A 26,159-nucleotide genomic window follows, 5' to 3' on the forward strand; every position below is an offset into this window, starting at 1 on the left:
GCGTGCCTACTTGTCGAGCCAGGCGTTGAACAGGTACTGGTCCAAACCGACCGCTTGGATACCGTGCAGACTCGGCTGGTAGGCCCAGACGTCGACGTCGTTGACGACCGGGATCACATAGGCCTGTTCGACGAGCAGTTGCGCCGCCTTGTCTACGATCTGCTGGCGAGCGTTCTTGTCCAGCACGGTGTTCTGCTCCTGGAGGAGTTTGTCCACCTCGGTTCCGTCGGGCAGGAAGGACCGGTTGGAGCCGGTGGTCTTGCCGTAGTTGGCCCGCAACACATCCGGGTCCGGCGTCGAGTGGTACCAGTAGGCGATGTCGTATTCGCCGGAGAGCAGTTTCTGATTGGCCTCGGCCCGCAGTGGCGGTTCGAGCGCCAGATCCACACCGATCTTACGCCACTGGCTCTGCAACACCTGCCAGCCCGCGTCGTCCTGTGGCGCGCGCAGCCGCAGCCGCTCACCCGCGGCGTTGACCCGGATGCCGTCGGAGCCGACCTTGTTCCAGCCCGCGTCCTCCAGCAGTTTCACGGCCCGGTTCGGGTCGTACTTCAGGTACTGGCTGACGTCGACGAAGTACGGATTCGACTCGCTCAGCGGGCCTTTGGCGGCGCGGTCGTGACCGTTGGAGACGATCTTGACGTACTCGTCGCGGTTGAGGCCGACCTGGAGCGCCTGACGAACGCGCACATCCTGGAGGAAGCGCGAGGAGGTGTTCACCGGGAGTTCGGTTCCGGTCGCGGGATTGAGCGTCTCGGAGATGGTCAGACCCGACGATTTGAGCTGGTTGACGTATTTGCCGTTGACCCAGTAGATGAACTGGAGTTCGTCGCCGCCGATCACCGCGCCGTTGCGCACCGAATCCTCGGGGATGATCTTGTAGACCACCTCGTCCAGATAGGCCGCGCCGGACCGGCCGAAATAGGCCGGGGCCCAGTTGTACTCGGGACGCTTCTTCAACACGATGTGCTGGTTGGGGATGTATTCCTGGAGGTAGAACGGACCGGAACCGTCCACCCACTTCTGCCGCTCGGCGACCGGCAACGCGGCCGTCTTCGCCGAGACGATGCCCGCGTGAGCCCGCGAGAGACTGGTCAGGAAAGCCGCGTTGGGCTTCTCGAACTCGACGGTCACCTCGTACTCCGACGGCACCGTGATCTGACGGATGCCCTCGACGATGGTCTTGGCGCTGGAGTGGATGCCCGGTCGGTTCAGACTCTCGAAATTCTTCTTCACCACGTCGCCGGTCAGTTTCGTGCCGTCGTGGAAGGTCACGTCCTGGCGCAGCACGAAGTGGTAGACGCGGGCGTCGGTGACATCCCACTTGGTGGCCAGCCACGGCTCGAGCTGTTTGGTGTCGGGGTTGTAGAACACCAGCGAATCCGACAGTGCGCGTGCCGCGGTCCGCCACACCTGGTTGACCACCGCCGCGTCGACGCCGTTCAGGTCCTGGGACAGGCCGATGTTGAGCGTTCCGCCCGACTGTGGCGTACCCGATCCGTCCCCGCCGGACGGACCGCCGCCGCCGCACGCGGACGCCACCAGCGTCACGAGCGTCGCCGCTACCGCGAAACGCCATCCCCCTCTCCTCCACCCGACCGACACTGTGACTCCTTTCACGCACAACACCTGACGAGAACGCTGTCCCGCACAAGCACGGATTTCGGCCCGAGCCGCATCGGCTCGGTGGGTTCAACTCAGCCGCACCATGTTTCGGAACCGTCAGAGATAGAGCACGCAAAGCCGGACACGTCCGGGTCAGCCGCGACACCGTCCTGGCGCGGCGCCCGAGGGTCACATCGGGCACGCACGGCAGGTAAGCGATCGCGCAGCAAAACCTATGCGAGCCGCCGACCTCGAGAAATGATTTGCCTCAGCGCAGTTTTAACTAGCACTCGCTATTCCCCGGCATACACGGGTCGCTCGGCGGATCGTCGTCGTCGGAGACCCCGGCCGAGCGTCGGCGCAGGGCCTTCGGCGGAAACGACGACACCGCAGGCCGCGCGGAGTCTGCGCGGCCTGCGGTGTCGTATCGACTACGCGGGCAGCTCGCCCGCCGTGATCCACCCCGCGACGATCGGCGCGATGGCCGCCGAATCCTCCACCCAACGGAAGTGGTCACGATGGCCGATGCCGGAGTTTGCATCGATATGCCACCGGGAGATGCGGGCGGCGGGCATTCTCGACACCAGGAAATCGACATTGGATTTCGGGCCGAGCACATCGTCGGAAAGTGAGATCGGCAGTACCGGCAGCGTCATGCGCGACAGCAGACGGTTGTAGCGGCGCTCGGTGCCCTTGGGACGGTAGTAGCTGGTCAGCGAATGCACCGACCAGTCGATCATCACGCCACCCGGCATCGGCGCCGGGATGAGGACCCCACCGGGCCAGTGGCCCTTCCATCGCGACACCAGGCCGATCCACTGGATCCGGCTCAACGCTTCGTACCAGCGGCGCGGTCCGAACGCCCACCAGAACACCGTGCCGGTGCCGATCGTCACGACCCCGGCGACCTTCTCGGGTTCGGCCGCGGCGAACAGCAGGGCGAGCTGTCCGCCGAGGCTGTGTCCGAACAGGTGCAAAGGTGCCGACGGAAACCGCTTCCGCACCGCAGCGACCAGTGCGGGCATATCGATTTCCAGCATTTCGCGATAACCGAAATCGGTGTGCTCACCCAGCGTCGGCACCGCCTCTCCGTGCGCCCGCAGATCGCATGTCGCGACCGAAAGGCCCTGTGCGTGCAACGACTTCGCCAACGCGAGATAGTTGCGCGCCTTCATCGCCATCGCGGGAATGATCAGCACCACCGGAGCGTCGGCTTTCGGGCCAGGCAGGAATCGAACGGTGAAACTCACCCCGTCCGACGTCGGTACCGTCACCGACTCCAGCGCGGTGAATTCCGATTTCGCGGTACGAGCCCCCGAGGTCACCGCGGTGTCTCCGTGGCCGTCACATCGCAGACGTAGTCGAAGGTGAACTTCGCGACCACGACATCGTTGTCGTCGAGCAGTAGCGCCCTGCCCGCCAACTCGAACCGCCCGCCGCCGACCGCGCCGAGCACGTCGGCGCAATCGCGCTGATCCACCGTCGCGACGGCGCGGATCCGGCCCACCGCGGGCTTGCGGTAGGAAGCCGTTCCCGCGCGAAGTACCAGTCGTTCGATGGTGAACAGCCGGGTGGCGGCCGCGCCGACGAAGGCCGCGGCGCCCGCGATATCGGCGGCGGTGAACAGCGCGCCCGCGTGCACCGTGCCCATGTGGTTGCGGACGGAATCGACGGCCGGGATCTGCACCACCGCGCGGTCGGGGCCGATCTCGGTGACCAGGGTGCCGACCCGCTCGGCGAAGGGCACCATATCCTGGGAGACCGCGCGCAGGTATTCGTAATCGACAGCGTCGTAGTCGAGTTCGGGGTAGGCCGCCGCGAATCCGGCGATTTCTCGTGTGGTCATCTCTGTTGCCTTTCCTCGGTGGTCCGGTTCAGCGCGCTGGACGCAGTGCGCGGCGGGCGATCGACCACCGCAGCACTTCGGAGGGCCCTTCGTAGATCCGGAAGGCACGGGCTTCGACCAGGAACCGGGCGACCAGATGGTCCTCGCAGACGCCGAGTCCGCCGTGTAACTGCACCGACCGGTCGAGTACGCGCCACACAGCCTCGGACACGAAGGTTTTCGCGATCGAGGTCTCGTGCTTGGCCTGCGAGGAGGCCGGACCCTGTTCGTCGATGGTCTCGGCGGCCTGACGGATCAGTCCGCGCGCCGCCGCGATATCGATCTCGCTGTCCGCGATCAGCCCCTGGGCCAGTCCGTGTTCGGCGATGGGCGCGCCGAAACCGGTGCGCGTGCCGATATGTTCGATGGCGAGCCGATGTCCGCGCACCGCGAGACCGAGCCAGTTCATGCAGAACACCAGCCGCGACGGAGCCAGTCGCACCTGCGCGAGCGCAAGCCCCTGCCCGACCTCGCCGAGCACCGCCGCATCGGATACCTCGCAGTCCTCGAAGACGACCTCGCAGTGCCCGCCGGGCGCGCTGCTGTGATCGAGCGTCTGCATCCGCCTGCCGACCCGCATACCGGGATTGTCGGCGTCGACCAGGAACATGGTCGGTCCGTCGTTGGTGCGGGCCACGCAGATGGTGAAGGCCGCACCCTGCGCGCCGGTGGTGAAATGTTTGGCGCCGTTGATGACCCAGCCGCCGTCGGTCTCCTCGGCGAAGGTGCGCAGCATGCTCGGATCCGAGCCCGCGCCCGGCGCCGGTTCGGTCATGGCGATCGCCGAGCGCACCTCACCGGCCGCCAGCGGCGCCAGGTAGCGCCGCTGCTGTTCCGGGTCGGCCACGTGGGCGAGCAGGTGGATATTGCCGTCGTCGGGGGCCCACGCGTTGACCGCCAGCGGGCCGATGAGGCTGGCTCCGGCCGCCTCCAGCACGCGGGCCTGGGCCCGGGTATCGAGACCGAGCCCGCCGTAGCGCGGGTCCGAGAGCGGGCCGAACACGCCCGCCTCCTTGGCCTTCTTCTGCAATTCCAGACGCAGTGCGTCATCCATTACCCGGCCGTCGGCGACAACCTCTCGCTCGACCGGAAAGACGTGGTCACGGACGAATTCGGTGGTCTTTTCGACCAGGTGCGCCACTGAGGTCATGCGGCCAGTGTCGGTCGCGCCGGCACGGGGCGCGACGCGCGATAGTCAACGTCGATCGCGTGAATCGACTGCGCGAACCAGGTGGCTGCCGTTCGCGGCCCTCGGCGACAGTGGCCCTATGACCGACTTGCCGGTACGGATCACGGCCCGTCGCGACGTGGCCACCGCGGTGTTCGCACTGGAACTCGCCGCCGTGGACGGGGGCGAATTGCCCTCCTGGTCGCCGGGAGCCCATATCGATGTCGCGGTGGGGGAGTTGGGCGTGCGCCAGTACTCCCTGTGCGGAGACCCCGCCGACCGACAGCGGTGGCGTATCGCGATTCTGCGCGAACCCGACGGCCGCGGCGGCTCGGATCTGCTCCACCGCACCGCGCACCCCGACAGCGAACTGCGGGTATCACTGCCTCGCAACAATTTCGAGTTGAAGACCGAGGACCGCTATCTCTTCATCGCGGGCGGAATCGGGATCACCCCGATTCTGCCGATGGTGGTGGCGGCGGCGCGGTCCGGCACGCCGTGGGAGTTGCACTACGGCGCGCGGACCCGGCGACACATGGCCTTCGCGGACGACATCGCGCGGCGCTACCCGCACGCGAAACTCGTGGCCCAGGACGTCGACGGACTGCTGCCGCTGACCGCGATACTCGACGAAAGCGCCGACGCGACCGTCTATTGCTGCGGCCCGGAACCCCTGCTCGACGCCGTGGAAACCGCAGGGGCGCAACGCGGTATCGCAGTACGGACCGAGCGGTTCGTACCGCGTGCGGTCGACATGACCGGCGACCGGGCCTTCGACATCGAGCTCGCGCGTGACGGGCGGACCCTCCGGGTCGGCGCACGTCAGAGCATCGTCGACGTTCTGGAATCCGCAGGAGTCTCCGTCGTCACCTCCTGCCGCGAGGGCACCTGTGGAAGTTGCGAGACACTGGTAGTGGCGGGGGAGATCGAACACCGCGATTCGATACTGACCGACGAGGAGCGGGCGCGCGGGGAAACGATCATGTTGTGCGTCTCGCGGGCCGGTTCCGATCTGCTCGTGCTCGATCTCTGACCCGCACCGGGGCGTCGTCACCGGCGCCCGGACCGACAACCGCAGGGAGGACGTCATGGTCGATATCGAGGCAACCGACCGGATCGTCACGCTCGACGACGATTTCTTCGCAGATCCGCACGCCCACTATCGGCAATGGCGCGAACACAGTCCGGTGCACCGCGTCCGATTCCCCGACGGCGCGCTGCGCTGGGTGATCGTCGGGTACGCCGCGGCACGGGCCGCGCTGTCCGATCCGCGGCTGCGCAAGGACGCGCTGCGCGTGGAGGAGTTGCTGAGCGCGAAACGGCGCACCGCCGCGATGAGCCCGCAGTGGCTCGCGCTGACCACCCATATGCTCAATGCCGATCCGCCGGAACACAATCGGCTGCGCAAACTGGTCAACAAGGCGTTCACCGCCCGCAAGGTCGCCGAACTGCGGCCGCGCATCGAGGAGATCACCACCGCGCTGCTCGACGACATGTCCGCACACGACGAGGTCGACCTCATGGCGGATTTCGCGACACCGCTCCCGGTCACCGTGATCTGCGAACTGCTCGGCGTGCCGTTCGCCGACCGCGCCGACTTCCAGGAGTGGACCAAGTCGCTGGTCGGCGTGCTCGGCCGCGACGAGGAACGGGCCCGCGCCGCCTCGGCGATGGTCGCCTACCTACGGGATCTGGTGCGCGCCAAGCGCGAGGACTCCGCCGAGGATCTGCTGTCGGCCCTGGCGCACGCCCGCGAGGACGGCGACCGGCTCACCGACGCCGAACTCGTCTCCATGGCCTTCCTGCTGTTGGTCGCCGGTCACGAGACCACCGTCAATCTGATCGGCAACGGCGTGCACGCGTTGCTGCGCGACCCATCCCAGCTCCACGCCCTGCGCGCCGACCCGTACGCGATCCCCGCGGCCGTCGAGGAGTTCCTGCGGTTCGACGGCCCGGTGGACATGGCCACCATCCGATACACCGAAGAGCCGGTGCGTGTGGGGGACACCGAGATTCCCGCGGGGGAACTCGTCTACGTCGCTCTGGCCGCGGCGAACCGCGATCCCGACCGATTCCACGAACCCGATCGTCTCGACGTCGACGGCGACACCGGCGGTCATCTCGCGTTCGGGCACGGCATCCACTTCTGCGTGGGCGCGCCACTGGCCAGGATGGAAGCATCGATCGCGTTCACCGAACTGCTTCGACGCTTTCCCGAACTGACCCTCGCCGAGGGCGCGACACCGCACTGGCAGGCGAGCACCCTGATCCGTGGTCTGCACGAACTTCCGGTGCGACTGCGCCACTGATCGACCGGATACGTCGCGGTGCCGCTTCCCCGACCGCGAACGGTATTTCGGCCGGGTGGGAGGAGTAGCGTCACCGCGGGGCGGGACAGTCGATCCCGTCCACCGTCTCCGAGGAGTTGATGAGCGTGCGGGCGTGGGAAGCGGCGAATCCGGATTTCGCGGCGGCGGTGACGGGAGCGGTGCTCAGCATGCCCGCCGCGCGCCACCTGGGTTTCGAATTCGGCCGTATCGCGCCGGGCGAAGCGGAGATCATCCAGCCGCATCGGGTCGAACTCACCCAGCACGACGGATACTTCCAGGGCGGCGTACTCGGCTCTCTGGCCGATTTCGCCGCCGGGTCCGCGGCGGGCACCCTGCTGAAAACCGGCTGGGTGAATATGACCATCGACTACACGGTCAAGATCCTCGCACCGGCGAAAGGCCCGACGGTGGCGGCCAGGGGGAGGGTGATCAAGCCCGGCTCGTTGATCACGATCGCGGCGGCCGAGGTGTTCTCGATAGGCGACGACGGTGAAACCCTCTGTGCCACCGCGTTGGTGACCATGCGCAACGTCGAGTTGTTCAAGGTCTGAACAGCCTGACGGCTATCGCGTCATTGATTCTGCGGCGGATCGGTTCACCGGCCCCTCCGTGTGCGCGATGGTGTGCGTGACGTACACGCAGCTGGAGGGCGCATGTGTTCTGCCATTCTCGACATCTCCACGGCCACGGTCGATCCGGACGAATATCTCAGGGAGCTGATGGCGTGGCATTTCTCCGCCGACACCGGTAGCCCCTACTGGCTGCGCCGGGCGCGCACCCTCGATTTCGATCCCGTCACCGATATCCGCACCTTCGCCGACCTGACCCGATTCCCGAACGTCATCGACGAGTTCCGCGACGTGGCGGTCGAGGATCTGATTCCCCGCGGGTTGACCGGGGCCGACGCGGAGATCGCCGGAATATTCGAGAGCGGCGGGACCACCGGCGCGCCGAAACGTTTCGTGATGTTCGAGCGGTGGATGGAATTCGCGCTCGGCTGGGACGAATTCCACTACGCGGACCTCGGTGTCGTGAACACCCTGGCCGTCGCGCCGAGCGGCCCGCATATGTTCGGCGAGTTCGCGACCCGCCGGGCCCGCAGACACGACGGGGTCAAGTTCACGATCGATCTCGATCCCCGCTGGATCAAACAGCTGATCGCGCGCGGCGCCACCGACGAAGTGGAACGCTATGCCGAACATCTCGTCGACCAGGCGGCCGACATCCTGAAGTCCCAGTCGATCGGAATCCTCATCACCACCCCGCCCCTGCTCGAACGGCTCTCCCGGCGTGACGAACTCGTCGACGCGATACGCAAGCAGGTGAAATTCATCTGCTGGAGCGGAGCGCATATGGACGCCGATTCGCGCGACATCTTCCGGAACGAGATCTTCCCCGGGATTCCGCTCAAGGGTCTGTACGGCAGCACGACCATTCTCGGCATGTCACGCGAGCGCCCCGAGGAACACCCCGACGGGCTGGCCGTGTTCGACGCACCCAGCCCCTATATCGCCTTCCGCGTCACCGATCCGGATACCGGAGACGATGTCGCCGTCGGCGAACGCGGGCAGGTCGTCATGAACCACCTCACCAAATACGCGCTGCTGCCCAACAATCTGGAGCGGGATATGGCGACCAAGGTCGAGGCATTGCCCGGTGCGCTGGGCTGTGCCGTCGCCGACGTCGGCCCGGTCCGCACCTTCAAGGACCACTCCGTGATCGAGGGCGTGTACTGATGCTCATCCAGATCGACGCGCTAGGTCCCGCCGGACCGTTCCGCTCCCGCGAACGCAAACCGCTGACCTCGCTCGCGGGAACTTCGATCGGCGAGATCAGCCAGGTACCACCGCTGTATGTGCGACGCACTCTCACCGCCATGCGCGCGGCCCCGGTACTGCCGACCGCCGCCCGGCTCTCGGCACTGGAGAAGGCCGCCGAGATCTTCCTGCACGGCACCGTCGGCGGGCTCGACCCCGGCGCCTTCGAGCGACTGGTCTCGACCGCGTCCGGTGTTCCGCTCGTGGTGGTCCGTCAATCGGTCGCATGGGTCGCCGATGTGCTGCGCTCGCAGCGCGCGACCCGCGAACTGGCCATGCCGCGAGGAGCCGTGGACGAATGGCACGCACCGCAGACACTCGACGGCGCCGCCGTCTGGACCCGCAAGGGCGATATCTTCGCGGTCCACGCGGCGGGCAACACACCGGCCGTGCACGGCTTGTGGCCCGAAGCGCTCGCCCTGGGATACAAAGTGGCCGTCCGTCCTTCGACCCGCGAGCCGTTCACCGCGTTCCGTCTGGTGAGCGCGCTACGTGAGGCAGGCTTCCCCGACGACGTCCTCACCCTGCTGCCCACCGACTACGACGCCGCCGACGTGATCATCGCCGAATCCGATTTCGCGATCGTCTACGGCGGACAGGACGTGGTGGACAAATACGCGACCAGCGCACGGGTGCTCACCCAGGGACCGGGCCGTTCCAAGATCCTGATCACCGACGAGGTGGACTGGCGAGCGAAGATCGACATCCTGGCGGCATCGGTGAGCCACCTCGGCGGCACCGCGTGCACGTGCGCGACGGCGATACTCGTCGAGGGCGATCCCGAACCCGTCGCCGTGGCGCTCGCGGAGCGGTTGCGCGCGATCCCGAGTCTGCCCGCCGACCACCCCGACGCGCTGCTCACGGTGGGGACCACGGCCGCCGCGCGCGAGGTCGACGGGTACCTGCACGCGGTCGCGGGTGACGCGACCGCGATCCTCGGCGGCGATACGATCGTCGACGAATTACCCTCCGGCGGAGCCGTTCTGCGCCCGGCGGTGCATCTGGTCACCAGCAGCACCGCACCGCAGTTGAATATCGAACTCGGATTCCCGTGCGTATGGGTCGGCCCGTGGAACGCACGCGACGGTATCGCGCCGCTGCGCGATTCCCTGGTCCTGACCGCGATGACGTCCCGCGCCGATCTGATCGACGCCTTGCTGGACGAGCCGTCCATCACCAACCTGTACTTGGGTGACAACCCGACGACCTGGCTGCGCCCGGGCGTACCGCACGACGGGTATCTCGCCGAGCACCTGATGCGAACGAAGGGAATGATCAGGTCGGCGACGGTCCCGTAAGCAACTCCGCCGCACCGGAACACATTTCGGTGACCACATCCCGCGCCGATTCGACCGAGGTGATCATGCCGACGCCCTGCCCGGCATCGATCGGCGCGATGCGCGGATCGACGGATTCGGCCGCCGCTCGAACCGAATTTCGCGCTTCCCCGTCCGTGCGCAGCGTGTCCTCGTCGCCCGCCCAGCGGTCGGTGAACTCGTTGCGCAGTACCCGGGCGGGGAAGCGCGTCGGCCAGGGCAGTTCCATCGCGATATCGAAGACGGAGGTGAGGACGGTGTCGCTCCCGTCGGCGGCGATCATCGCCCGCCTGCCCGCGTCGCGGAGCAGCGATTCGGAGCAGGCGGCGAGTCGGGTACCGAGCCACGCGCCGCTCGCGCCCGCCGCGAGCACCGCCGCGAGACTCGCGGGGGAGCCGATCCCGCCCGCGGCCAGTACCGGAACCGACACGGCCTTCAGGACGGCGTCGAGCAGCGGCAGCGTCGTCATGTCGGGAGCTCCGTGCCCGCCGCCCTCCAGTCCACGCGCCACCACGACGTCGATCCCGGCGTCCTCGGCCCGCCGCGCGTCGTCGGCGTTGTAGACCTGGGCGGCGGTGCGGATTCCCGCGCTCGCGACACGGTCCACCCAGCCGGAATCGTCGGCGAAGCCGACCGTGATCAGCGCGGGCCCCGCCTCGATGGCGACGTCGAGCAATTCCGGTTCGGCGTCCAGGACCCAGCCGACGAGCCCGATGCCGAATCTTCCACCGAGCGAGGCGGTGAACGGGAGTTCGTGGCGCAACGCCGCGACCGACCCCGCGCTACCCATGCCGATCAACCCCAGCCCGCCCGCGGCGGTCACCGCTGCGGCGAGGCGTCCGCCCGCCACCCCGCCCATCGGGGCATTGACCACGGGGACGCGCAGGCCCCACGCTTTCGACCACGGGGTGCTCGGCTGTTCCGCTGGCGACGACATGCGTCCATGCCATCACACGGCGTCGCGGTGGACCGTGCTCACCCCTGCGCCCGCTGCGATCGGTAGAGCGTGCGCTCCGCGGTGGTGACGAGCCGTTCGGTCGCCTCCTCGACGGTGAGACCGCGCCCGGTGACGAGCAGGTCCAGACTCTCGAAACTGCTCAGGGCCCACAGCACGTCGACGGCCCAGTCCACCGAGACGTCCTCGCGGAGCAGCCCCGCCGAGGCCAGCCGGTTCGCCAGGTGGGTGACACCGCCGCGCCGGTCCTCCTCCATCGCCCGCACCGCTTCGGCGGCAGAGGACGGGTCGATGCGGTCCATCGCGTGTAGCACCCGATAGATATCGAGATCGCGGGATTTCATCCGGCCCGCCGCGGCGAGGGCCTCCCGCAGATGTTCGCGCGGATCGTCGGCCGCGACGGCCGCGGAGAGTTCACGCAGGCCGGTGCGCTCGTAGAGATCCATCACGAAGGCGTCGAAAAGGCCCGCGCGCGAGCCGAAGTCGACGTAGATGGTGGAGCGTGACACCTTCGCGGCCCGAGCGACCTTCTCCAGGCTGACCGGTTCGGTCGGTGCGGCGCGGAGTTGCTCGCCGACGGCGTCGAGGATGCGTCGTCGCGTCTGCTCCGCGGCATCGGCCCGCACGACCTGCTCGTATCTGCGTGTACCCATGACGCCATCTTCGCATATTTCACTTGACAACCTGTCCGGCAGAAGTCGTATATTCGAGAAGACGACCTGTTCGATGAATTCGAGCGAAGCCTCACCGGCAGCCGTCGGCGCCGGACACCCGCACCCGGAGGAATCCCATGGATATCGCGCTCACCGCGCTCTCGATCACCACGGCCGTCGCGCTGACGGGTTCGGCCACGGCCACCCTGGCCCGCACTCCGGCGCTCGTCGCCATTGTCGCCGCTGTCGGATTCCCGGAACATCGGATGTGGTTGCTCGCCGTACTCAAACTTGCCGCCGCCGTCGGACTGGTGGCCGGGCTCGCCTACCGGCCACTCGGCATCGCCGCCGCCGTCGGCCTGGTCGCGTACTTCTGCGCCGCGGTGTGGATGCACCTGCGCGCCCGGCAGTACGACCTCGCCGGACCGATCCTGTTCCTGGCACTGTCCGGCGCGACGCTGGCCCTGTCCGTCTACGCGGCCGCATGACCCCGGCCGCGAAAGGAGAACGAATGTCCACCGACCGGCTGCGCTCCACCCGGTTTCCGAGATCGTCTCGGTACCACCCCGATTGGATCCGATCGAGTGTGAGCGGAGGAGCCAATTCGCTGTGGCTCACCGAATGGTTGACCAGCGCGATGGACCTGCGGCCCGGTATGCGGATCCTCGACCTCGGGTGCGGACGGGGCGCCTCGTCGGTCTTCCTGCACAACGAGTTCGACGTCCAGGTCTGGTCCACCGATCTGTGGTTCGACGCGGACGATCGGCGTCGCCGCATCGTCGACGCCGATGCCGCCGACGCGGTCTTCCCCGTCCACGCCGACGCTCGCACACTACCGTTCGCCGCCGACTTCTTCGACGCCGTCGTGAGCATCGACTCGTTCCCCTACTACGGAACCGACGACCTGTATCTCGGCTACCTGGCGCGATTCGTCGCACCCGGCGGTCAGATCGGCATCGCGGGCGCGGGCCTGTCCGCCGATTTCACCGGTGCCGTGCCCGACCACCTCGCACCGTGGTGGGAACCGAGCATGGCGTGCCTGCACACCGCCGCGTGGTGGCGTGAGCACTGGGCGCGCGGCGGAGTCGTCGATGTCGAATGCGCCGACACCATGGCCGAGGGCTGGACGTTCTGGCGGGACTGGCAGCTCGAGGTCGCGCCGGACAACACCGTGGAGATCGAGGCGATCACCTCCGACGCGGGCCGCCACCTCGGCTACGTTCGGGCGGTCGCACGTCGCCGCACCGACGTGGCGCTCGACGAACCGATCACGACGATTCCCACGCGCTACGAGCGGCATCCGGTCTTCCGATCCGATCCGGTCGACCGACCGTGATCCCTCCTGGCTCACCGCGATCGACAGCGCGACGGCGTAGGTCGTGCGGTATCGACATGCCCCGGCCGATATCGGTCGTTAAGCTCACCCACCGTGAAAGACCTCGGCTCGATCCGAAATCCCGTCCACGACGGTCTGTTCCTGATCCTGTGTGACGCGCACGCACGATTCGGCGGCTGGGACGTCCACGGCGACGAACTCGCCGACGAGGGCAGTAAGTCCCTGGTGCTCGACGGTGTGCGCGCCTACGTGGAGGAGGCCTGCGGCGACGGACACCACGCGGTCTATCGCGGCGATGACGGAACCCTGTGGATCACGCCACCGGTCGAGCCCGGGGTGCGGCCGATCCCACCGGACGGTCTGGAGCGTGACCCCAGAACCGAAACCGTCCCGGTGGGGACCGTCGACGTGCCGAGCGGAACCCTGGTCGTCGCACTGGCGTATCCGCCGCTCAATATGACGACCGACGGCGATCACGCGGGCGTCACCCACGGAGCAGGGGAACGTCTCGACGTGATCGTCGGGCCCGCCGTCCTGTCGATCACGCGCGAGCGCACCGCCGAGGGCCAGGTCCTGGCGCTGCGCGTCGAATCCTGATGTCAGGCGCTGGCACTCTTGTCGGTACTGCGGATCTCCACGATCGGCAACCTCAGCGCAGCCGGGGCGCTCGCAGGCACCACCGGTCGCGCGGGGGCGATCGGTGAAATCCGCTGGTACCCGGCCTCTTGCGGCGGGCGGTTGTCCAGTTCGCCCTTGTTCGGCCAGTAGGCGGCCGCGCGCTCGGCCTGCGCGGTGATCGTGAGCGACGGATTCACACCGAGATTCGCCGAAACAGCGGCACCGTCCACCACGCTCAGCGTCGGATATCCGTAGACCCGGTGATAGCCGTCGATCACGCCGTGTTCCGGGTCGGCGCCGATCGCGGCACCGCCGAGGAAGTGAGCGGTGAGCGGGATATTGAAGATCTCGCCCCAGCTGCCGCCCGCGATGCCGCCGATCTGGTCGGCGACCCGGCGGGTCACGTCGTTACCGACCGGGATCCACGTGGGATTGGGTTCCCCGTGCCCCTGTTTGCTGGTCAGCTTGCGACCGAACACACCCCGTTTGGTGTAGGTGGTGATGGAGTTGTCCAGATGCTGCATCACCAGCGAGATGATGGTGCGCTCACTCCAGTTTCTGGTGCTGAGGAAGCTGATCAGGTGCATCGGGTGCCGCAGCACGAGCAGCACGAACCGCAACCAGCGCGGAATACGCCCGCCACCGTCGACCATGAGGGTCTGCAACAGGCCCATCGCGTTGGAACCCTTGCCGTACCGGACCGGTTCGATATGGGTGTCGGGAGTCGGATGGATCGAGGACGTGATGGCGACACCCTTGGTGAAATCGACGCCGGGCGTCACCGTCTTCGTCGCCGCACCCACGATCGATTCGGAATTGGTGCGGGTCAGCATGCCGAGCCGATCCGACAGACCGGGCAATACACCCTTGTCACGCATCTCGAACAGCAATTTCTGGGTGCCACGCGTCCCTGCGGCCAGAACGACGTTGGCAGCGGTGTAGGTCTGAGGTCGCTTACGAATCCGAGCGCCGGTACGCGCGGTCGACACATTCCAGGTGCCGTCCGGCAGCGGCCGCAGATCCGTCACCGTCGTCATCGGAAGAACCTGCGCCCCCGCCTTTTCCGCGAGATAGAGGTAATTCTTGACGAGCGTGTTCTTGGCCCCGAACTTGCAGCCGACCATGCAATCTCCGCATTCGACACAGCCGGTGCGATCCGGCCCGACCCCACCGAAATACGGGTCGGCCACCGTTTCACCCGGCTCGCCGAAGAACACACCGACCGGCGTCTGCACGAAGGTGTCGCCGACGCCCATATCGTCGGCCACCTTCTTGAACACCTCGTCGGCCGGGGTCATATGCGGATTTCGGACCACGCCGAGCATTTTCTGGGCCTGCTCGTAGTACGGGGTGAGCTCGGCGCGCCAGTCGGTGATATCGCGCCACTGCGCGTCCTGGAAGAACGGCTCCGGCGGCACATAGAGCGTATTCGCGTAATTCAGCGAGCCCCCGCCGACACCCGCACCCCCGAGGATCAGCACATCACGCAGCAGATGGATCCGCTGGATGCCGTAACAGCCCAGCGCGGGCGCCCACAGGAATTTACGCAGGTCCCAGCTGGTTTTGGGCAACTCGTCGTCGGCGAAACGCTGCCCCGCCTCCAACACCCCGACCCGGTACCCCTTCTCCACCAGTCGCAACGCGGTGACGCTGCCACCGAATCCGGACCCGACGATCAACACGTCGAAATCCGTCGCACGCTGGTCCATATGGCACTCCTCGATCATCTCACCAGTGACAACGCCCACACTACTCCCGAGTAGGTTAGGGCCTCGCCCCCGGCTTTTCCACCCCGAGGAACGTTTACGGAACGCTTTCGGCCACCGACCGGTCCAGGATGGCCGTGAAGTCCGGCGCGAGCGTGGGCTGGTCGATGTAGTGCGCGCGGGTCACCGCGTTGCTCGCGTGACCGAGCTGGGCCGCGGCCAGATCGGGTCCGTGCTCGTGCGCGATCATGGTTGCCACCGTTTTGCGGAAGGTCTGTACCGTTACCCAGTCGAACTCCGGGCCACGGGCCTGCGACCAGGGCCATCGAAGCCGACACGATGCGCCTGCTCCGCGAGGCCAAAGCGAACAAATGGGACAACATCGCCCGCACCGACCGCGAGATCCGCGTGCTTCGCGCCAACGTAGCCCGCCTGCGTGTACTCGTCGACGATCCACTCGCGCCACCGGTGCGCGCAGCACGAGAACGAGCCGAACTACATCGAATCGAACGCATCATCACCGAACACGAGGCCCAGCGTCGGAAACGGCGGGGCCGTGAGTGACTCCGAGACAGAACGCACCGCGATCCGAGCGGCGATGCAACGACTGCTCACCGGTACCGGGTATCGCTCCACCGGCGCGCTGAGCATCGTGCAACTGGCCGCGGAAGCCGGAGTCAAACGCTGGCTGCTGACCCACAAACACCCCGACCTCGCCGAGGAATTCCGCCACCGCGCCACCGCAGACGGTGCCAAGCCGACGACAGGGGCACTCGAATCGCAGCTGCGGGCAGCCGAACCGGAATTTTTCAAGCCGAGTGAGACCGTCGGGTGTGTTTAGGCGGCTGTCGTGTCGGTCTCCGGGGTGATCTCGTGTGCTGGTCGGTTGATCCAGACGGTGTCGGGCATGGTGAGGATCTTGGGCGCCGCGGTGGTGGTGAATCGGTGGGGTGGCGAGCACGGGCCCGGTCCAGGACCGCACGCCGGTCGGCGGATTTGTCTGCTGCCGGCCCGTAGTGCAGGTCGGCGGGTGTGTGCAAACCGATCCCGGTGTGGCGGTGCTCGTGGTTGTACCAGTGAGCAAAGGAATCCATGAATTGTCTTGCCTGGGACAGTGATCGGAATCGTTCGGGGAATGCCGGCCCGTACTTCAGGGTCTTGAACAGTGATTCCGAATAGGGGTTGTCGTTGGAGACCCGCGGTCGTGAATGCGAGCGGGTGACCTCCAGATCGGCCAGTAGCGCGGCGACGGTCTTGGAGGTCATCGACGTGCCGCGATCGGCGTGGACCACCTGCGGGATGCCATGGACACCGACGATCTCCTTCATCAATTCTGTTGCCAGCACGCCGGATTCATAGTTGTGGACGTGGACGCCGACGATGTAGCGGGAGTAGATGTCGATCATCACGTAGGCGTCGAAATATCGGCCTTTGACCGGGCCGGCGAGTTTGTTGATGTCCCACGAATACACCTGCCTCGGCGCGGTGGCGACCAGCTCCGGGCATACCTTCGCCGGATGACGCGCCAACCGGCGACGCTCTTTGACCTGCCGGTGCTCGCGCAGAATCCGATACATCGTGGAGACCGAGCACAGGTAGACGCCCTCATCGAGCAGCTGCGCGTAGACCTGCAACGGGGCCAGGTCGACGAACCGATCGCTGTCGAGTACCTCCAAGACCCGGCGCCGTTCGGAGACGGTCAGTTTGTTCGCCGGGGTCAGCCCCGCCACGGCCCCGGGCCGGACCGTGGTGGTGCCGGTTCGCCGGATCGCGGTCGAGCGCGCCAACCCTGTCAACACCGCAGCGGTCCGGGTGGCGACACCAGCGCCGGTCAGCGACACATACGCACCGGTCAACGCTTCTTGCGTTGCTCGTCGCAATCCGCTCTCTCGGAGAGAGTTTCCAAGCTTGAGATTTAACCAGTGCGAGCTCAACCCATGTAGGTTCAGCTGATCTGGTTGACTGTCAATGACTTTCGGATAGTCATGCTTGTTGTCGGTGTCGGTTTGTTGTCGGCCGTAGGGGTGGAGTGTGTTGTGTGGGGACGCCGCTGCGGCGGAGTCGGGTTTGGTGGAGTTTCGTCGTCGGTTCTACGGCTGCCTGGACACGCGAGCGGACGCGCTGTTCGAGCTCGCCGATGCGGCGATCTGCTCGGACGGACCGGTTACCTCGCTGGTGGAGTTGTCGCTGGCCGCGGTGTTCCGCCGTGGGCACGGGGCCCTGTACGACGCGTTGGCCGACGGTTCGATCGATGAGGATCTGCTGCGTGATCTGCTGGCCGACCAGCTACCGATCGACGCGCCGTTGATGTTCGGTATCGACTCGACTACTTTTCCGCGTCCGAACGCCGAATGCTCGCCCGACCGGGGGCTGCACTATGCGCCGTGTCGCTGTGACGTTAATCGGAAAGTGTTGCCGGGCTGAGAGTTCCAGTGGGTCATGGGCTTGGAGTGGGGCAGTTCCTCGTGGACTCGACCATTGGACGCGATTCGCCTGCCGGAGGGTTCGTGCCCTGTCGTTTCGACTGCTGACCAGATTCGTGATCTGGTCCGACGGATCGGCCGGAGAGAAGAATCGGCGGCGCGGCCCGCACCGCTGTTCATCCTGGATCAGGGGTATGCGGCCGCGGCCCTGACGCACGCGCTGGACGGATTGGAGGTCCAGACGCTGGTGCGGATCTCCGGCGATCGCGTCTACTACGACGGACGTCCCGGCCCGCGCAAGCCGGGTCCAGGACGAGATGGTGTTCATGGCAATAGGTTCGAGCTCGCCGGCGAGGTGAATCTGCGCCGCCCCGACCAACTGATGATCGTGCCCGACACCGACAAGTATGGGCGGGTCGAGGTCCGTGCTTGGCGTCGGATGCACCAGAAGGTCCAACGCGTCGGGTATTTCGCTCGCCTGGACGCCGAGCTGTTCACGCGGTTGCCGGTCATCGAGGGCACCGTCATCGAGGTCCGGGTCGAACGGCTGCTCGACGGCCGCAATCCGCATCGCACCATGTGGCTGTGGCACTCCGGCCCGCATGCCCCGGACCTGGACGTGTGCTGGCGGGCCTACCTGCGCCGGTTCGACATGGAGCACACGTTCAAGCTGATGAAGTCCCAGCTCGGGTGGACAGCGGCGCGGCTTCGTCATCCCGAGCAGGTCGTCCGATGGACCTGGCTGCTGATCGCCGCCTACACCCAACTCCATCTGGCCCGCGACCTGACCATTGATCTACGTCGCCCGTGGGAACGGCGCCCGCGTCCGGGAAAACCGTTGACGCCCTTTCGAGTCCGCCGCGCATTTCGACACGTGCGTGATCGCCTGGGCAGTCCGGCACGTCTGCCGAAAACCGCTCACCCCGGCCCCGGCCGCCCGCCAGGCGGCAAGAACACGCCAGCCCCACGTCACCTCCTCGGGTCAGAAATTCGCAAAACGGACAAGGTGGCGAATAGGAGAGGGAAGAAGAAAGGTTAAATCTCAAGCCAAGAGAGCGTGTGCTTTTCCCATGATGTCGAGCGCGGTCTCGGTGGTCGTCAACCGCTTGTTCAATCGTTCGTTCTCCCGCCGCAGACGCGCGATCTCGGCCTGTTCGGCGGTGAGTTTGCCGATCTTGGCACCCGGGGGCTTACCCGCCAGCACCCCGGCATCACGTTGCTTGCGCCACTCGCTGATCAACGACGAGTACAAGCCCTCGCCCCGCAGATACGCCCCGCCCTCACCACGCTCGACTGCTTGTTCGTAGGCCAGCAGATACGCGAGCTTGTCGGCGGCGCTGAACGCGCGCCGCCGCTTCGGTTCCTCACCACGCGGCCCAGCAGAACTCATCGCTCCATTGTCGCCGCTGCCCTTCGAGGCCCTCGTCCTGGTCATGAAATGCCGATCCGTATCTCGCCCCGCGTCAGGCCGATTTGCTATGAACCAATGGACTCAACTCAGCCTGACACGCAGGGAACAAGCCAATACCGCCCTACGCCAGGAGAACACACGGCTGCGCAGCCAAGTGCGGACTTATGCGCGGGTCATTCACGAACTCCGCACCGAAGAGGCGTCGTACGGGCCGCGGCCATTGCATATCGTGCCCAACCATCCACCGGACTGACTGCGCCGAGAACTATCAGCTATTGCCGAGCGATAGCTCGCCACCAGGCCGATCCACCTCCAGCGCGGATGGGTGATCAGATCCGGGACCGCGTTATGGGCGGTAGTGGTTGCGATCGTGCACGTCACAGAAGCAAGCCGTGCACCGCCCGTCGTGCGAGCTCAAGCGTGCACCACGCAATCTGCCCTCACCGATGTCGTTGGTGCGTCCTTTCGTGCTTTGTTCCGTCTGTGTTGGTGCCCATCCTTCACAGATCAAGGAGTCACCATGAGTACCAACCCGAGTGAGTTCGAGGCGGCGGATCCCACCGACGCACCGACCCAGTCTGCGGCGCCGACGTGTTGCGGCAGTGAACGGCAGTCGACCTGCTGCGATGAGAGTGAGAAGTCATCGTGCTGTGCTCCGGCGATAACGGCCGAGGGCGGGTGCGGCTGCCAGTAGCCCTCTTGGAACAAGGATGCGGTGCGAGCCACGTGGCTCGCACCGCATCCTTGTTCCGGTCGTGGGGATGCCGATGACCAGTAGCTGTTCCGGGCCCGTGGGCGCTATCGGTCCGCGCCGCCAGTGTCTCCGCAGGCGCAGGTTGGGCTGCGGGGTTGGTAGTCGTGGACGTGGCCGGTGCGGTCTTGGCTGATCTGGCAGCAGGCGTGGAGTTGGGCGTGTAGGGCGGCGCGGCCGCGTTGGACGCGGGATTTCATCCCGGATACCGAGATCCCTGCTTCTTTGGCGGCTGCGGCGTGGGTGTGGGCGTCGAGGTCGACCATCTTCACCGCGGCGGCTTGCTCGGCGGGCAGCGCCGCGAGCATCGGCACCAGGCACTTGGCGAGTTCTTTCTGCGCTGTGACGTCAGTATCGAGTCCACCGTCGCTGGTGCTCGGGTGTTCGGGGACGGTGTCGACGGGCAGTTCGCGGCGATGCGGTGCGGAGCGGTAGTAGTCGGTGATCGCGTTGCGGGTTATGGCATACATCCACCCGAGCAGCCGGTCCTGATCGCGGAGTTCGTCGAGGCTTTTGGCCATGCGCAGGAACACGATCGAGAGGATGTCGTCGGCGTCTTCGGGGCGTGCGACGCGGCGGGCGATGAAGGTCCGCAGGTCGCTGGAGAAGCCGCGCCACAATTGTTCGAGATCACTGTGCCGGTCCGGTGGTGTCGTCGCGGTCGTGGCCGCTGTCTGGTTCGTCATCTCGCCTCCTGCTCTGTATCCAGCATCCTCGCCTGCCGCCGCGATCGCGACCCTCGATTCGTCCTGACCTGCCCCGATGCAGCGGGCGCCGCAGTGTCGTCATGCGTCCATTGCGGGGGTGTCACGTCTGTATAGGCATCGATGTCGATTTCGGGTTCTCCGGTTCGACGTATCACTAGGAGCGTTGAGGAGGTGAGAGAGCGATGCTGACCACACATCTGTTGTCGGGTCTGACCGATGAAGAGGTCGAACTGATCGTGGAGCAGGAACTGCATCTGCTCGACGCCGCCGCATGAGCGCCGCCGCCGCCCGCAGCGGGCGTATCCGCTGAGACCGCCTCCACGCCGAACCTCTACCTCGCGGGTAGAGGCCATCGGCGTGTCCGGGTGCGGGTGAACGATGTGGACGCCGACAGCGGCTCCGTCCTTCCCTCGGCGGAGGAAAGGACGGAGCGGTCGGGTGGTTCGGTCAGTGCACACGTGGCCGAATCCGGCGCGTGAGGGCGGGGATCACGGTGACCGCGGCCCACAGTCCGATCGCCGCGACCAGAGCGGTGGCGGTGTCGGCGAGGGTGCCGGTGCCCAGGACGTGGCCGCGTAGGGCGTCGGTGGCGTGGGCGACCGGGTTCACCGTGGCCACGGCTTGCATCCAGCCGGGCATGGTGTGGATCGGCGCGAACGCGCTGGAGACGAACATCAGCGGCATCATCGCCATCATCCCGGCGAACTGGACCACGTCGGGGCGGCGCAGCCGGTCACCGATCAGCCCGAACAGGGCACTCATCGCCCCCGCCAGCACGACCAGGACCACGACCGCGGCCAGCGCGTCGAGCATGGTGCCGTGGAAGTGGAAACCCAGCGCCAGTGCGGCGATGCCGAGCAGTGCGGCTCTGGCGAGAGTGAATACGGCTTCGTTGATGGTGCGCGCCATCCCGGGCAGTGCCGTGCGCATCGGGAGGGCGGCGAAGCGGTCGTGCAGGCCGTTGGTGTGATCGATCGCGGCCGAGACTCCGGCGTTGGTACCTGCCATGACCGTGGAGACCGCGAGCATGGCCGGGGTGAGGAAGTCGATATAGCTGATCCCGGCCGGGAAACCGGGACCGGCGGCGACGCTGCGGAACACCTGGCTGAACAGCACGAGCATCGCCATCGGCATGGTCAGCGAGAACATCAGCAACTGCGGGACGCGGGCGCTGGTACGCAGGTTGCGCACGGTCAGGGCGGCGAGCTGATTCCCGAGCGGGGAACGCCCCACATCAGTCATCGCGGTAGTGGTCATCGGGTGGCTCCAGTGGTGTGGGTGAGGTGGGTGAAGACGTCGTCGAGGCTCGGCGAGGTCACGTCCAGGTCGGTGATATCGAGGCCGTCACGGTGCAGGTCGGCGACCAGCGCGGTCGCGGTGGGGGCGTCGGCGACGGTGACCGATACCCGGACCCGAGACCCGCCGGCCCGGTCGACCTCGGGAGTGAAGGGCAGATCCGCGACTCGTGCGGCGGGGACGGTGAGGTGCACGACCTTGCCGCCGATGATCTGTTTCAGCTCGGCCGGAGTACCGGACGCGGCGATGCGGCCACGGTTGAGGATCACGATGTCGTCGGCGAGACGGTCGGCTTCTTCGAGGTATTGGGTGGTCAGGACCACGGTGGTGCCCGCGGTGGTGAGTTCGCTGACGACCTCCCACAGCGCGGTGCGGGCCAGCGGGTCCAGGCCCGTGGTCGGCTCGTCGAGGAACAGCACCGCCGGATCGGCGACCAGGCTCGCGGCCAGGTCGACACGGCGGCGCGAACCCCCGGAAAGTTCTCCGACGCGACGGCTGGCGTATTCGTGCAGCCCGAGCCGGTCGATCAGGGCGTCGGCGCGCGGGCGAGCACGGCGGCGTAGTCCGGCCAGGCGGCCGATCAGCTCCAAATTCTCGCGGGCGGTGAGGAATTCGTCGAGTCCGGCGTATTGTCCGGTCACCCCGATCCGGCGTCGGACCTCGGTGGCGTCGGCTACCACGTCCAGGCCGGTGATCTCCACGCGGCCGACCGTCGGCCGGACCAGGGTCGTGAGAGCGCGGATCAGGGTGGTTTTCCCGGCGCCGTTGTGGCCGAGTATTCCCAGCGTCGTCCCTGCGGCGGCTACCAGGTCGACACCGTCGAGTGCCCAGGTGCTGCCGTATGCGACATGCAGATCCTCGACCACGACCGTCGGGGCGCTCATCGCGCACCACCGAGATGCTGATCGGCGAAGTGGTGGTGGAGCAAAGGGATGGTCATCGCGGGGATTCCTCTCGGGAGGCGGTGTGCTCGCATCCGGGTGGATGGGAGTCCGCTTCTACAGACGAACCAGGCGCGAATTGGACGCAGCACCGCCGATTCGAGGCCGCTACTCGGATCGCGAGCGTGTAGTCCCGGTCCGCCGCACGTCCAGGCGAAGGCGGTGTCGCACGGTGATCACGCGGCGGTGCGCAGCTGTGCCGCGAGCCGGGCGGCGTCGCGGCCCACGCCCCGCAGCGAGGCCGAGGACAGACTGCGTTGCCATTCGAGGCCGACGTAGCCGAGTCCTCGGTGTGTCGTCGACAGCCCTTTGCGATGGCGCGGTGACCCGGCGGCAGTCAGCGCGCCGATGTCGTTGAGATAGGCCGAGTTCGGTGTGTATCCGGTGGCCAGGATGACGGTATCGACGTGTGTGGTGGTGGCATCTGGCCAGAGGACGGAATCCCCCGCGCAGGGTGGTGAACATCGGTCGGTGTTCGGGTTTGTTCGCGGCGATGGCCGATCGATAGCGTCCGGTGTCGAACACCGGGGCGGTCGGATGATGCCGGAGTAGGTGTCCGATGGGTGCGGTGTCGATTCCGGTGAGGGTGAACCAGAAGTGCATATCGCGGCCGAGGGGGCGTTGGGGCACGAACTTCACCGGTGTGCGGCTGGCGAGGGTGACGGTGGCGTGTTCGGCGAGTTCGGTGGCGATCTGGACCGCGGAGTTCCCCGCCCCGATCACGATGACGTTTCGGCCAGCGAATTCGGTAGGTGACCGCTATCGACCCGCGTGGACGATGGTTCCGGTGAAGCCGTCCTGTCCAGGTAGCTCGGGGATGCGCGGACCCCGTCATCGCGTCGCTGGCCGAGGCTCCCTCGGGTTTCACCCCCACCCCGGCGCACTCCGCGGCATCCCTGGACCTGGTGAGAGCACCAATGTTCGACTGGAGTGCGGGGCGGTCACTTCCGCCCAGCGGCAGCGCCAACGCCGACGACCTACAAGATCTGCTGAGCTTGTATTTGGACCAGTGTCGCGCCAGCGGGGGAGAACTGTTCGAACGAGAACTCACCGATCAGAGCGGACCACCAAACCTCGCCACCTCGACTGCGTCACTGCAGGGGTGGACTCTGGTGGACCGCAACGATCGAACCACCGTCCTGGACACGGAGATACCCGGCGGTGAATCGACGGTGATCGTACTGGACGGCAGTGGGGTGCAGCTCGGTAACGACGGCGGCAATCTGGTCTTGCGCGACCCCCACACCACCCAGATCGATAGCGTCACCTACTCGAGCCAGGACGCGGAAACCCCCGACCGATACGTCCGCTTCCGCCGCTGAGAGCGACACCGACCATCGGCGGGTGGCCGATCGTTCCATGCCAGCAGCAGAGTCAGCGACAACGCGGTCAAAGCCGTCGCGTCGTAAGCGAGATCCGCGAGGGTGATACCGGTTTCGGTGCCGGGCGCGGCACCGGAGGTCGCGTCGGTGTGCCACACATGTGGTCCTGTCATCACGCCTCCGCCGTTCGATTCGAGTCCCCTCGGTGCGGGGAGTTTGCCGTACTCGGGCATCAGGGCGCTATCGGTCGAATGATCGACTAGCGGAAACTAGGGCGTTCAGCCTGGCAGATTGCAGATATGGTTTGGAAGGTGAGGATAGGTCATCCCAAACCGGGTGGGTGCGGTGGTGGTTAGCGGGTGAGGCGATCAGCCGGGTCCGGGTGGCGAGCCTTACTCACTCCGACAACCACCGTTGGCTGCTGTCGATCGCCGGAAGCAACGTGACCGCAGGCCGATTCGCTCAGTCATGAGCCCATCATGGCAGCCTGACCGGGGCCCTTGTCTGGCCAGGGCACCGCTACCCCTGAGCGGAACACCGTCGGCGCTGGGCTGCCCGACGTGGCCGTCCGGCACTCTGAGCGGGAGCAGATGAACTTCCTCGCTGTCCGCGAGGCACGGCCAGGCCTCCGCGGACTGGGGCGTGCGATTCGTCCGTATAGCGAGGACACCGACACGGGCCCGCTGCCCTGGACCAAGGCTCTGAGCGTCCTACAGGAACCACTGGCTGCTGCAGGACCCGCTACCGTCGACCGGAGTCGGTGAATGTGACTCGGGCGCAAGCCGAACTGATTGTATGGGATGTTGACGACACCAGTGTGACCGCAGGTCGGGCATGGCTCATCAGCTCGAACAGTCAAGACAAGTCCGACAGCCCCACAGCAAGTCGGCGCGATTGCGGCCGCACCGGCTGCGGAAGGTGAGCCTGGAACCGCTGGAGCGCGGCCCCATTCGATTCGATGCTGCCGAATTCCGTGCACCATCGAGAGCGAAGCGGTGTCGAAATTCTGCGCTCCCAGAGATCGAAACAGTCCTGGTCCAATATCCGGGCAGGCAGGTTCATTTCGCCGCCCCGACCAACGTCAGGTCACTGTTGAGCGCGGGCACCCTGACGTTGAGCATGACCAGGTGATGCCGGATTCGGTGTTGGTGGGCTGGCGGTGCACACTGGTTGTCTGTGGACGCCTTCGCTGGTGAGCTCGAGTTGTTGCGGGCGGAGAACGCTCGGTTGCGGAACCTGTTGCGGCTCACCGAGGAAGAGTCTCGTGCGTCGGCCGGTGATCAGACCGCTGCTGCGGTGTCGCCGGTGGACATGGAGTCGAGTCCTCAGGAGAAGGTGCGGTTCTATCTCGATCTGTTCGCGTGCCGCTCGGATACGTATGCGCTGCGATGGGAGGACACCCGCGACGGGCGGTCGGGATGGTCTCCGGCGATTCGAGGCCGCTGGCGCAAGGGAATGGCGACCTCGGACGCGTCGTATCTGCCGTTGACCGGCGATGTCGTGGACAGGCATTTACGTGGGGCACACCATATCGGTTTGTATCCGCTCTCGGATGAGGACACCTGCTGGTGGATAGCAGCCGACTTCGACGGCGAGGCCGCTATGTTGGACGCGTTGGCGTATCTCAAAGCTGCTCGCGCCGTGAACATCCCGGCTGCCCTCGAAGTGTCACAGTCCGGTCGGGGAGCGCACGTGTGGATCTTCTTCTCCCAACCCACACCTGCGGTATCAGCGCGACGTATCGCCACCGGGCTGCTCACCGAGGCTATCGGTTTGCGGGGGCGTATGAGTCTTGCCAGCTATGACCGATTGTTTCCCTCCCAAGTGTCGGCAGAACGTGAATACTGACCCCCGCGTGGCATCTGAAAATTGACCCCTTTGGTCGGTCACCCTGGCTCTCACCGAGTCAGGGAGGACGA

The 26,159-nt window shown here is 66.5% G+C and carries 24 protein-coding genes and 2 pseudogenes; 13 read left to right on the top strand and 13 right to left on the bottom strand.

What is annotated here, in order from left to right; all coding sequences use genetic code 11:
• Positions 1 to 6: 6 nt before the first annotated feature.
• The 4 genes from DAT37_RS10210 to DAT37_RS10225 all read right to left on the bottom strand — a co-directional run bounded on the left by DAT37_RS10210 (position 7) and on the right by DAT37_RS10225 (position 4,640).
• Positions 7 to 1,605, bottom strand: a complete 1,599-nt coding sequence (locus tag DAT37_RS10210) for an ABC transporter substrate-binding protein (protein ID WP_157978383.1) — start codon at positions 1,603 to 1,605, stop codon at positions 7 to 9.
• A 431-nt stretch (positions 1,606 to 2,036) separates the two neighbouring features.
• Entirely contained in the window at positions 2,037 to 2,930 is an 894-nt protein-coding gene (locus DAT37_RS10215) for an alpha/beta hydrolase family protein (protein ID WP_198654165.1), read from the bottom strand.
• Positions 2,927 to 3,451 (bottom strand): YiiD C-terminal domain-containing protein, encoded by a 525-nt coding sequence (locus tag DAT37_RS10220; RefSeq protein ID WP_109524430.1) that lies wholly within the window; start codon positions 3,449 to 3,451, stop codon positions 2,927 to 2,929. The genes DAT37_RS10215 and DAT37_RS10220 overlap by 4 nt, the downstream gene beginning before the upstream one ends.
• Positions 3,452 to 3,479: 28 nt before the next feature.
• The gene (locus DAT37_RS10225) at positions 3,480 to 4,640 is read right to left on the bottom strand and encodes an acyl-CoA dehydrogenase family protein (RefSeq protein ID WP_109524431.1); all 1,161 of its coding nucleotides are present in this window, start codon (positions 4,638 to 4,640) and stop codon (positions 3,480 to 3,482) included.
• Positions 4,641 to 4,758: 118 nt separating this feature from the next.
• Between DAT37_RS10225 and DAT37_RS10230 the strand changes: the two genes are divergently transcribed.
• From DAT37_RS10230 to DAT37_RS10250, 5 genes are all read left to right on the top strand, one after another.
• Positions 4,759 to 5,691, top strand: coding sequence for a PDR/VanB family oxidoreductase (locus tag DAT37_RS10230; RefSeq protein ID WP_109524545.1), 933 nt, complete (start codon positions 4,759 to 4,761; stop codon positions 5,689 to 5,691).
• A 55-nt stretch (positions 5,692 to 5,746) separates the two neighbouring features.
• On the top strand, positions 5,747 to 6,967 hold the full coding sequence (locus tag DAT37_RS10235) for a cytochrome P450 family protein (protein WP_109524432.1): 1,221 nt from the start codon (positions 5,747 to 5,749) through the stop codon (positions 6,965 to 6,967).
• 119 nt (positions 6,968 to 7,086) lie between these two features.
• The gene (locus tag DAT37_RS10240; protein ID WP_109524433.1) at positions 7,087 to 7,539 is read left to right on the top strand and encodes a PaaI family thioesterase; all 453 of its coding nucleotides are present in this window, start codon (positions 7,087 to 7,089) and stop codon (positions 7,537 to 7,539) included.
• A gap of 102 nt (positions 7,540 to 7,641) precedes the next feature.
• Positions 7,642 to 8,724, top strand: a complete 1,083-nt coding sequence (locus DAT37_RS10245; protein ID WP_109524434.1) for an acyl-CoA synthetase family protein — start codon at positions 7,642 to 7,644, stop codon at positions 8,722 to 8,724.
• The gene (locus DAT37_RS10250; protein ID WP_109524435.1) at positions 8,724 to 10,103 is read left to right on the top strand and encodes an aldehyde dehydrogenase family protein; all 1,380 of its coding nucleotides are present in this window, start codon (positions 8,724 to 8,726) and stop codon (positions 10,101 to 10,103) included. Before DAT37_RS10245 ends, DAT37_RS10250 begins: the two co-directional genes overlap by 1 nt.
• On the opposite strand, the gene DAT37_RS10255 is transcribed toward DAT37_RS10250, so the two are convergent.
• Together DAT37_RS10255 and DAT37_RS10260 are read right to left on the bottom strand one after the other, a co-directional pair.
• A complete protein-coding gene (locus tag DAT37_RS10255) occupies positions 10,081 to 11,058 on the bottom strand; it encodes an NAD(P)H-dependent flavin oxidoreductase (RefSeq protein WP_109524436.1) in 978 nt (325 codons plus the stop codon). The two genes, DAT37_RS10250 and DAT37_RS10255, sit on opposite strands and share 23 nt — an antisense overlap.
• Positions 11,059 to 11,096: 38 nt before the next feature.
• Complete coding sequence (locus DAT37_RS10260; RefSeq protein ID WP_109524437.1) at positions 11,097 to 11,729, bottom strand: TetR/AcrR family transcriptional regulator; 633 nt, start codon at positions 11,727 to 11,729, stop codon at positions 11,097 to 11,099.
• Positions 11,730 to 11,866: 137 nt separating this feature from the next.
• Between DAT37_RS10260 and DAT37_RS10265 the strand changes: the two genes are divergently transcribed.
• The 3 genes from DAT37_RS10265 (at position 11,867) to DAT37_RS10275 (ending at position 13,662) form a co-directional block, all read left to right on the top strand.
• On the top strand, positions 11,867 to 12,217 hold the full coding sequence (locus DAT37_RS10265) for a DoxX family protein (protein ID WP_109524438.1): 351 nt from the start codon (positions 11,867 to 11,869) through the stop codon (positions 12,215 to 12,217).
• A gap of 98 nt (positions 12,218 to 12,315) precedes the next feature.
• Positions 12,316 to 13,065: an SAM-dependent methyltransferase gene (locus tag DAT37_RS10270; protein ID WP_232839629.1), complete on the top strand. Its 750-nt coding sequence runs from the start codon at positions 12,316 to 12,318 to the stop codon at positions 13,063 to 13,065.
• A 93-nt stretch (positions 13,066 to 13,158) separates the two neighbouring features.
• On the top strand, positions 13,159 to 13,662 hold the full coding sequence (locus tag DAT37_RS10275) for a hypothetical protein (protein WP_109524440.1): 504 nt from the start codon (positions 13,159 to 13,161) through the stop codon (positions 13,660 to 13,662).
• 2 nt (positions 13,663 to 13,664) lie between these two features.
• Here DAT37_RS10275 and DAT37_RS10280 read toward each other — a convergent pair whose 3' ends face one another.
• A complete protein-coding gene (locus tag DAT37_RS10280) occupies positions 13,665 to 15,392 on the bottom strand; it encodes a GMC oxidoreductase (protein WP_109524441.1) in 1,728 nt (575 codons plus the stop codon).
• Positions 15,393 to 15,486: 94 nt separating this feature from the next.
• A complete protein-coding gene (locus tag DAT37_RS10285) occupies positions 15,487 to 15,639 on the bottom strand; it encodes a hypothetical protein (RefSeq protein WP_198654167.1) in 153 nt (50 codons plus the stop codon).
• Between the two features lie 89 nt (positions 15,640 to 15,728).
• Between DAT37_RS10285 and DAT37_RS44840 the strand changes: the two genes are divergently transcribed.
• Positions 15,729 to 15,953, top strand: coding sequence for a hypothetical protein (locus DAT37_RS44840; RefSeq protein WP_198654168.1), 225 nt, complete (start codon positions 15,729 to 15,731; stop codon positions 15,951 to 15,953).
• Positions 15,946 to 16,230, top strand: a complete 285-nt coding sequence (locus DAT37_RS10290) for a hypothetical protein (RefSeq protein WP_109524442.1) — start codon at positions 15,946 to 15,948, stop codon at positions 16,228 to 16,230. The genes DAT37_RS44840 and DAT37_RS10290 overlap by 8 nt, the downstream gene beginning before the upstream one ends.
• Here DAT37_RS10290 and DAT37_RS10295 read toward each other — a convergent pair.
• Positions 16,227 to 17,266: pseudogene (locus tag DAT37_RS10295) on the bottom strand (transposase); the annotation flags it as partial. The gene DAT37_RS10290 and the pseudogene DAT37_RS10295 overlap by 4 nt on opposite strands.
• Before the next feature lie 193 nt (positions 17,267 to 17,459).
• Here DAT37_RS10295 and DAT37_RS10305 point away from each other — a divergent pair.
• Positions 17,460 to 18,851 (top strand): annotated as a pseudogene (locus DAT37_RS10305) (NF041680 family putative transposase).
• A gap of 3 nt (positions 18,852 to 18,854) precedes the next feature.
• Here DAT37_RS10305 and DAT37_RS10310 read toward each other — a convergent pair.
• The 4 genes from DAT37_RS10310 to DAT37_RS10325 form a co-directional block, all read right to left on the bottom strand.
• Positions 18,855 to 19,202 carry a hypothetical protein gene (locus DAT37_RS10310; RefSeq protein ID WP_109524446.1) on the bottom strand — a complete coding sequence of 116 codons (348 nt, stop codon included), beginning with the start codon at positions 19,200 to 19,202 and terminating at the stop codon, positions 18,855 to 18,857.
• Between the two features lie 819 nt (positions 19,203 to 20,021).
• A complete protein-coding gene (locus tag DAT37_RS10315) occupies positions 20,022 to 20,660 on the bottom strand; it encodes a sigma-70 family RNA polymerase sigma factor (protein WP_109524447.1) in 639 nt (212 codons plus the stop codon).
• A gap of 468 nt (positions 20,661 to 21,128) precedes the next feature.
• A complete protein-coding gene (locus DAT37_RS10320; protein ID WP_232839630.1) occupies positions 21,129 to 21,938 on the bottom strand; it encodes an ABC transporter permease in 810 nt (269 codons plus the stop codon).
• Positions 21,935 to 22,861, bottom strand: coding sequence for an ABC transporter ATP-binding protein (locus DAT37_RS10325; protein ID WP_109524449.1), 927 nt, complete (start codon positions 22,859 to 22,861; stop codon positions 21,935 to 21,937). The genes DAT37_RS10320 and DAT37_RS10325 overlap by 4 nt, the downstream gene beginning before the upstream one ends.
• An 899-nt stretch (positions 22,862 to 23,760) precedes the next feature.
• Here DAT37_RS10325 and DAT37_RS10335 point away from each other — a divergent pair.
• Both DAT37_RS10335 and DAT37_RS10340 read left to right on the top strand, forming a co-directional pair.
• The gene (locus tag DAT37_RS10335; protein ID WP_332873276.1) at positions 23,761 to 24,240 is read left to right on the top strand and encodes a hypothetical protein; all 480 of its coding nucleotides are present in this window, start codon (positions 23,761 to 23,763) and stop codon (positions 24,238 to 24,240) included.
• Positions 24,241 to 25,416: 1,176 nt separating this feature from the next.
• Positions 25,417 to 26,088, top strand: coding sequence for a TOTE conflict system archaeo-eukaryotic primase domain-containing protein (locus tag DAT37_RS10340; protein WP_198654169.1), 672 nt, complete (start codon positions 25,417 to 25,419; stop codon positions 26,086 to 26,088).
• Positions 26,089 to 26,159: the final 71 nt, after the last annotated feature.

It is taken from the genome of Nocardia aurea (genome assembly GCF_003123685.1).
In the GTDB taxonomy this organism is placed as follows: domain Bacteria; phylum Actinomycetota; class Actinomycetes; order Mycobacteriales; family Mycobacteriaceae; genus Nocardia; species Nocardia aurea.

Coding starts and splice junctions, on each gene's coding strand:
- DAT37_RS10245 (WP_109524434.1), top strand. CDS start 7,642: ATGTGTTCTGCCATTCTCGACATCTCCACGGCCACGGTCGATCCGGAC.
- DAT37_RS10325 (WP_109524449.1), bottom strand. CDS start 22,861: ATGAGCGCCCCGACGGTCGTGGTCGAGGATCTGCATGTCGCATACGGC.
- DAT37_RS10315 (WP_109524447.1), bottom strand. CDS start 20,660: ATGACGAACCAGACAGCGGCCACGACCGCGACGACACCACCGGACCGG.
- DAT37_RS10235 (WP_109524432.1), top strand. CDS start 5,747: ATGGTCGATATCGAGGCAACCGACCGGATCGTCACGCTCGACGACGAT.
- DAT37_RS10255 (WP_109524436.1), bottom strand. CDS start 11,058: ATGTCGTCGCCAGCGGAACAGCCGAGCACCCCGTGGTCGAAAGCGTGG.
- DAT37_RS10240 (WP_109524433.1), top strand. CDS start 7,087: ATGAGCGTGCGGGCGTGGGAAGCGGCGAATCCGGATTTCGCGGCGGCG.
- DAT37_RS10225 (WP_109524431.1), bottom strand. CDS start 4,640: ATGACCTCAGTGGCGCACCTGGTCGAAAAGACCACCGAATTCGTCCGT.
- DAT37_RS10285 (WP_198654167.1), bottom strand. CDS start 15,639: ATGATCGCGCACGAGCACGGACCCGATCTGGCCGCGGCCCAGCTCGGT.
- DAT37_RS10250 (WP_109524435.1), top strand. CDS start 8,724: ATGCTCATCCAGATCGACGCGCTAGGTCCCGCCGGACCGTTCCGCTCC.
- DAT37_RS10230 (WP_109524545.1), top strand. CDS start 4,759: ATGACCGACTTGCCGGTACGGATCACGGCCCGTCGCGACGTGGCCACC.
- DAT37_RS44840 (WP_198654168.1), top strand. CDS start 15,729: ATGCGCCTGCTCCGCGAGGCCAAAGCGAACAAATGGGACAACATCGCC.
- DAT37_RS10265 (WP_109524438.1), top strand. CDS start 11,867: ATGGATATCGCGCTCACCGCGCTCTCGATCACCACGGCCGTCGCGCTG.
- DAT37_RS10320 (WP_232839630.1), bottom strand. CDS start 21,938: ATGACCACTACCGCGATGACTGATGTGGGGCGTTCCCCGCTCGGGAAT.
- DAT37_RS10220 (WP_109524430.1), bottom strand. CDS start 3,451: ATGACCACACGAGAAATCGCCGGATTCGCGGCGGCCTACCCCGAACTC.
- DAT37_RS10260 (WP_109524437.1), bottom strand. CDS start 11,729: ATGGGTACACGCAGATACGAGCAGGTCGTGCGGGCCGATGCCGCGGAG.
- DAT37_RS10280 (WP_109524441.1), bottom strand. CDS start 15,392: ATGGACCAGCGTGCGACGGATTTCGACGTGTTGATCGTCGGGTCCGGA.
- DAT37_RS10310 (WP_109524446.1), bottom strand. CDS start 19,202: ATGAGTTCTGCTGGGCCGCGTGGTGAGGAACCGAAGCGGCGGCGCGCG.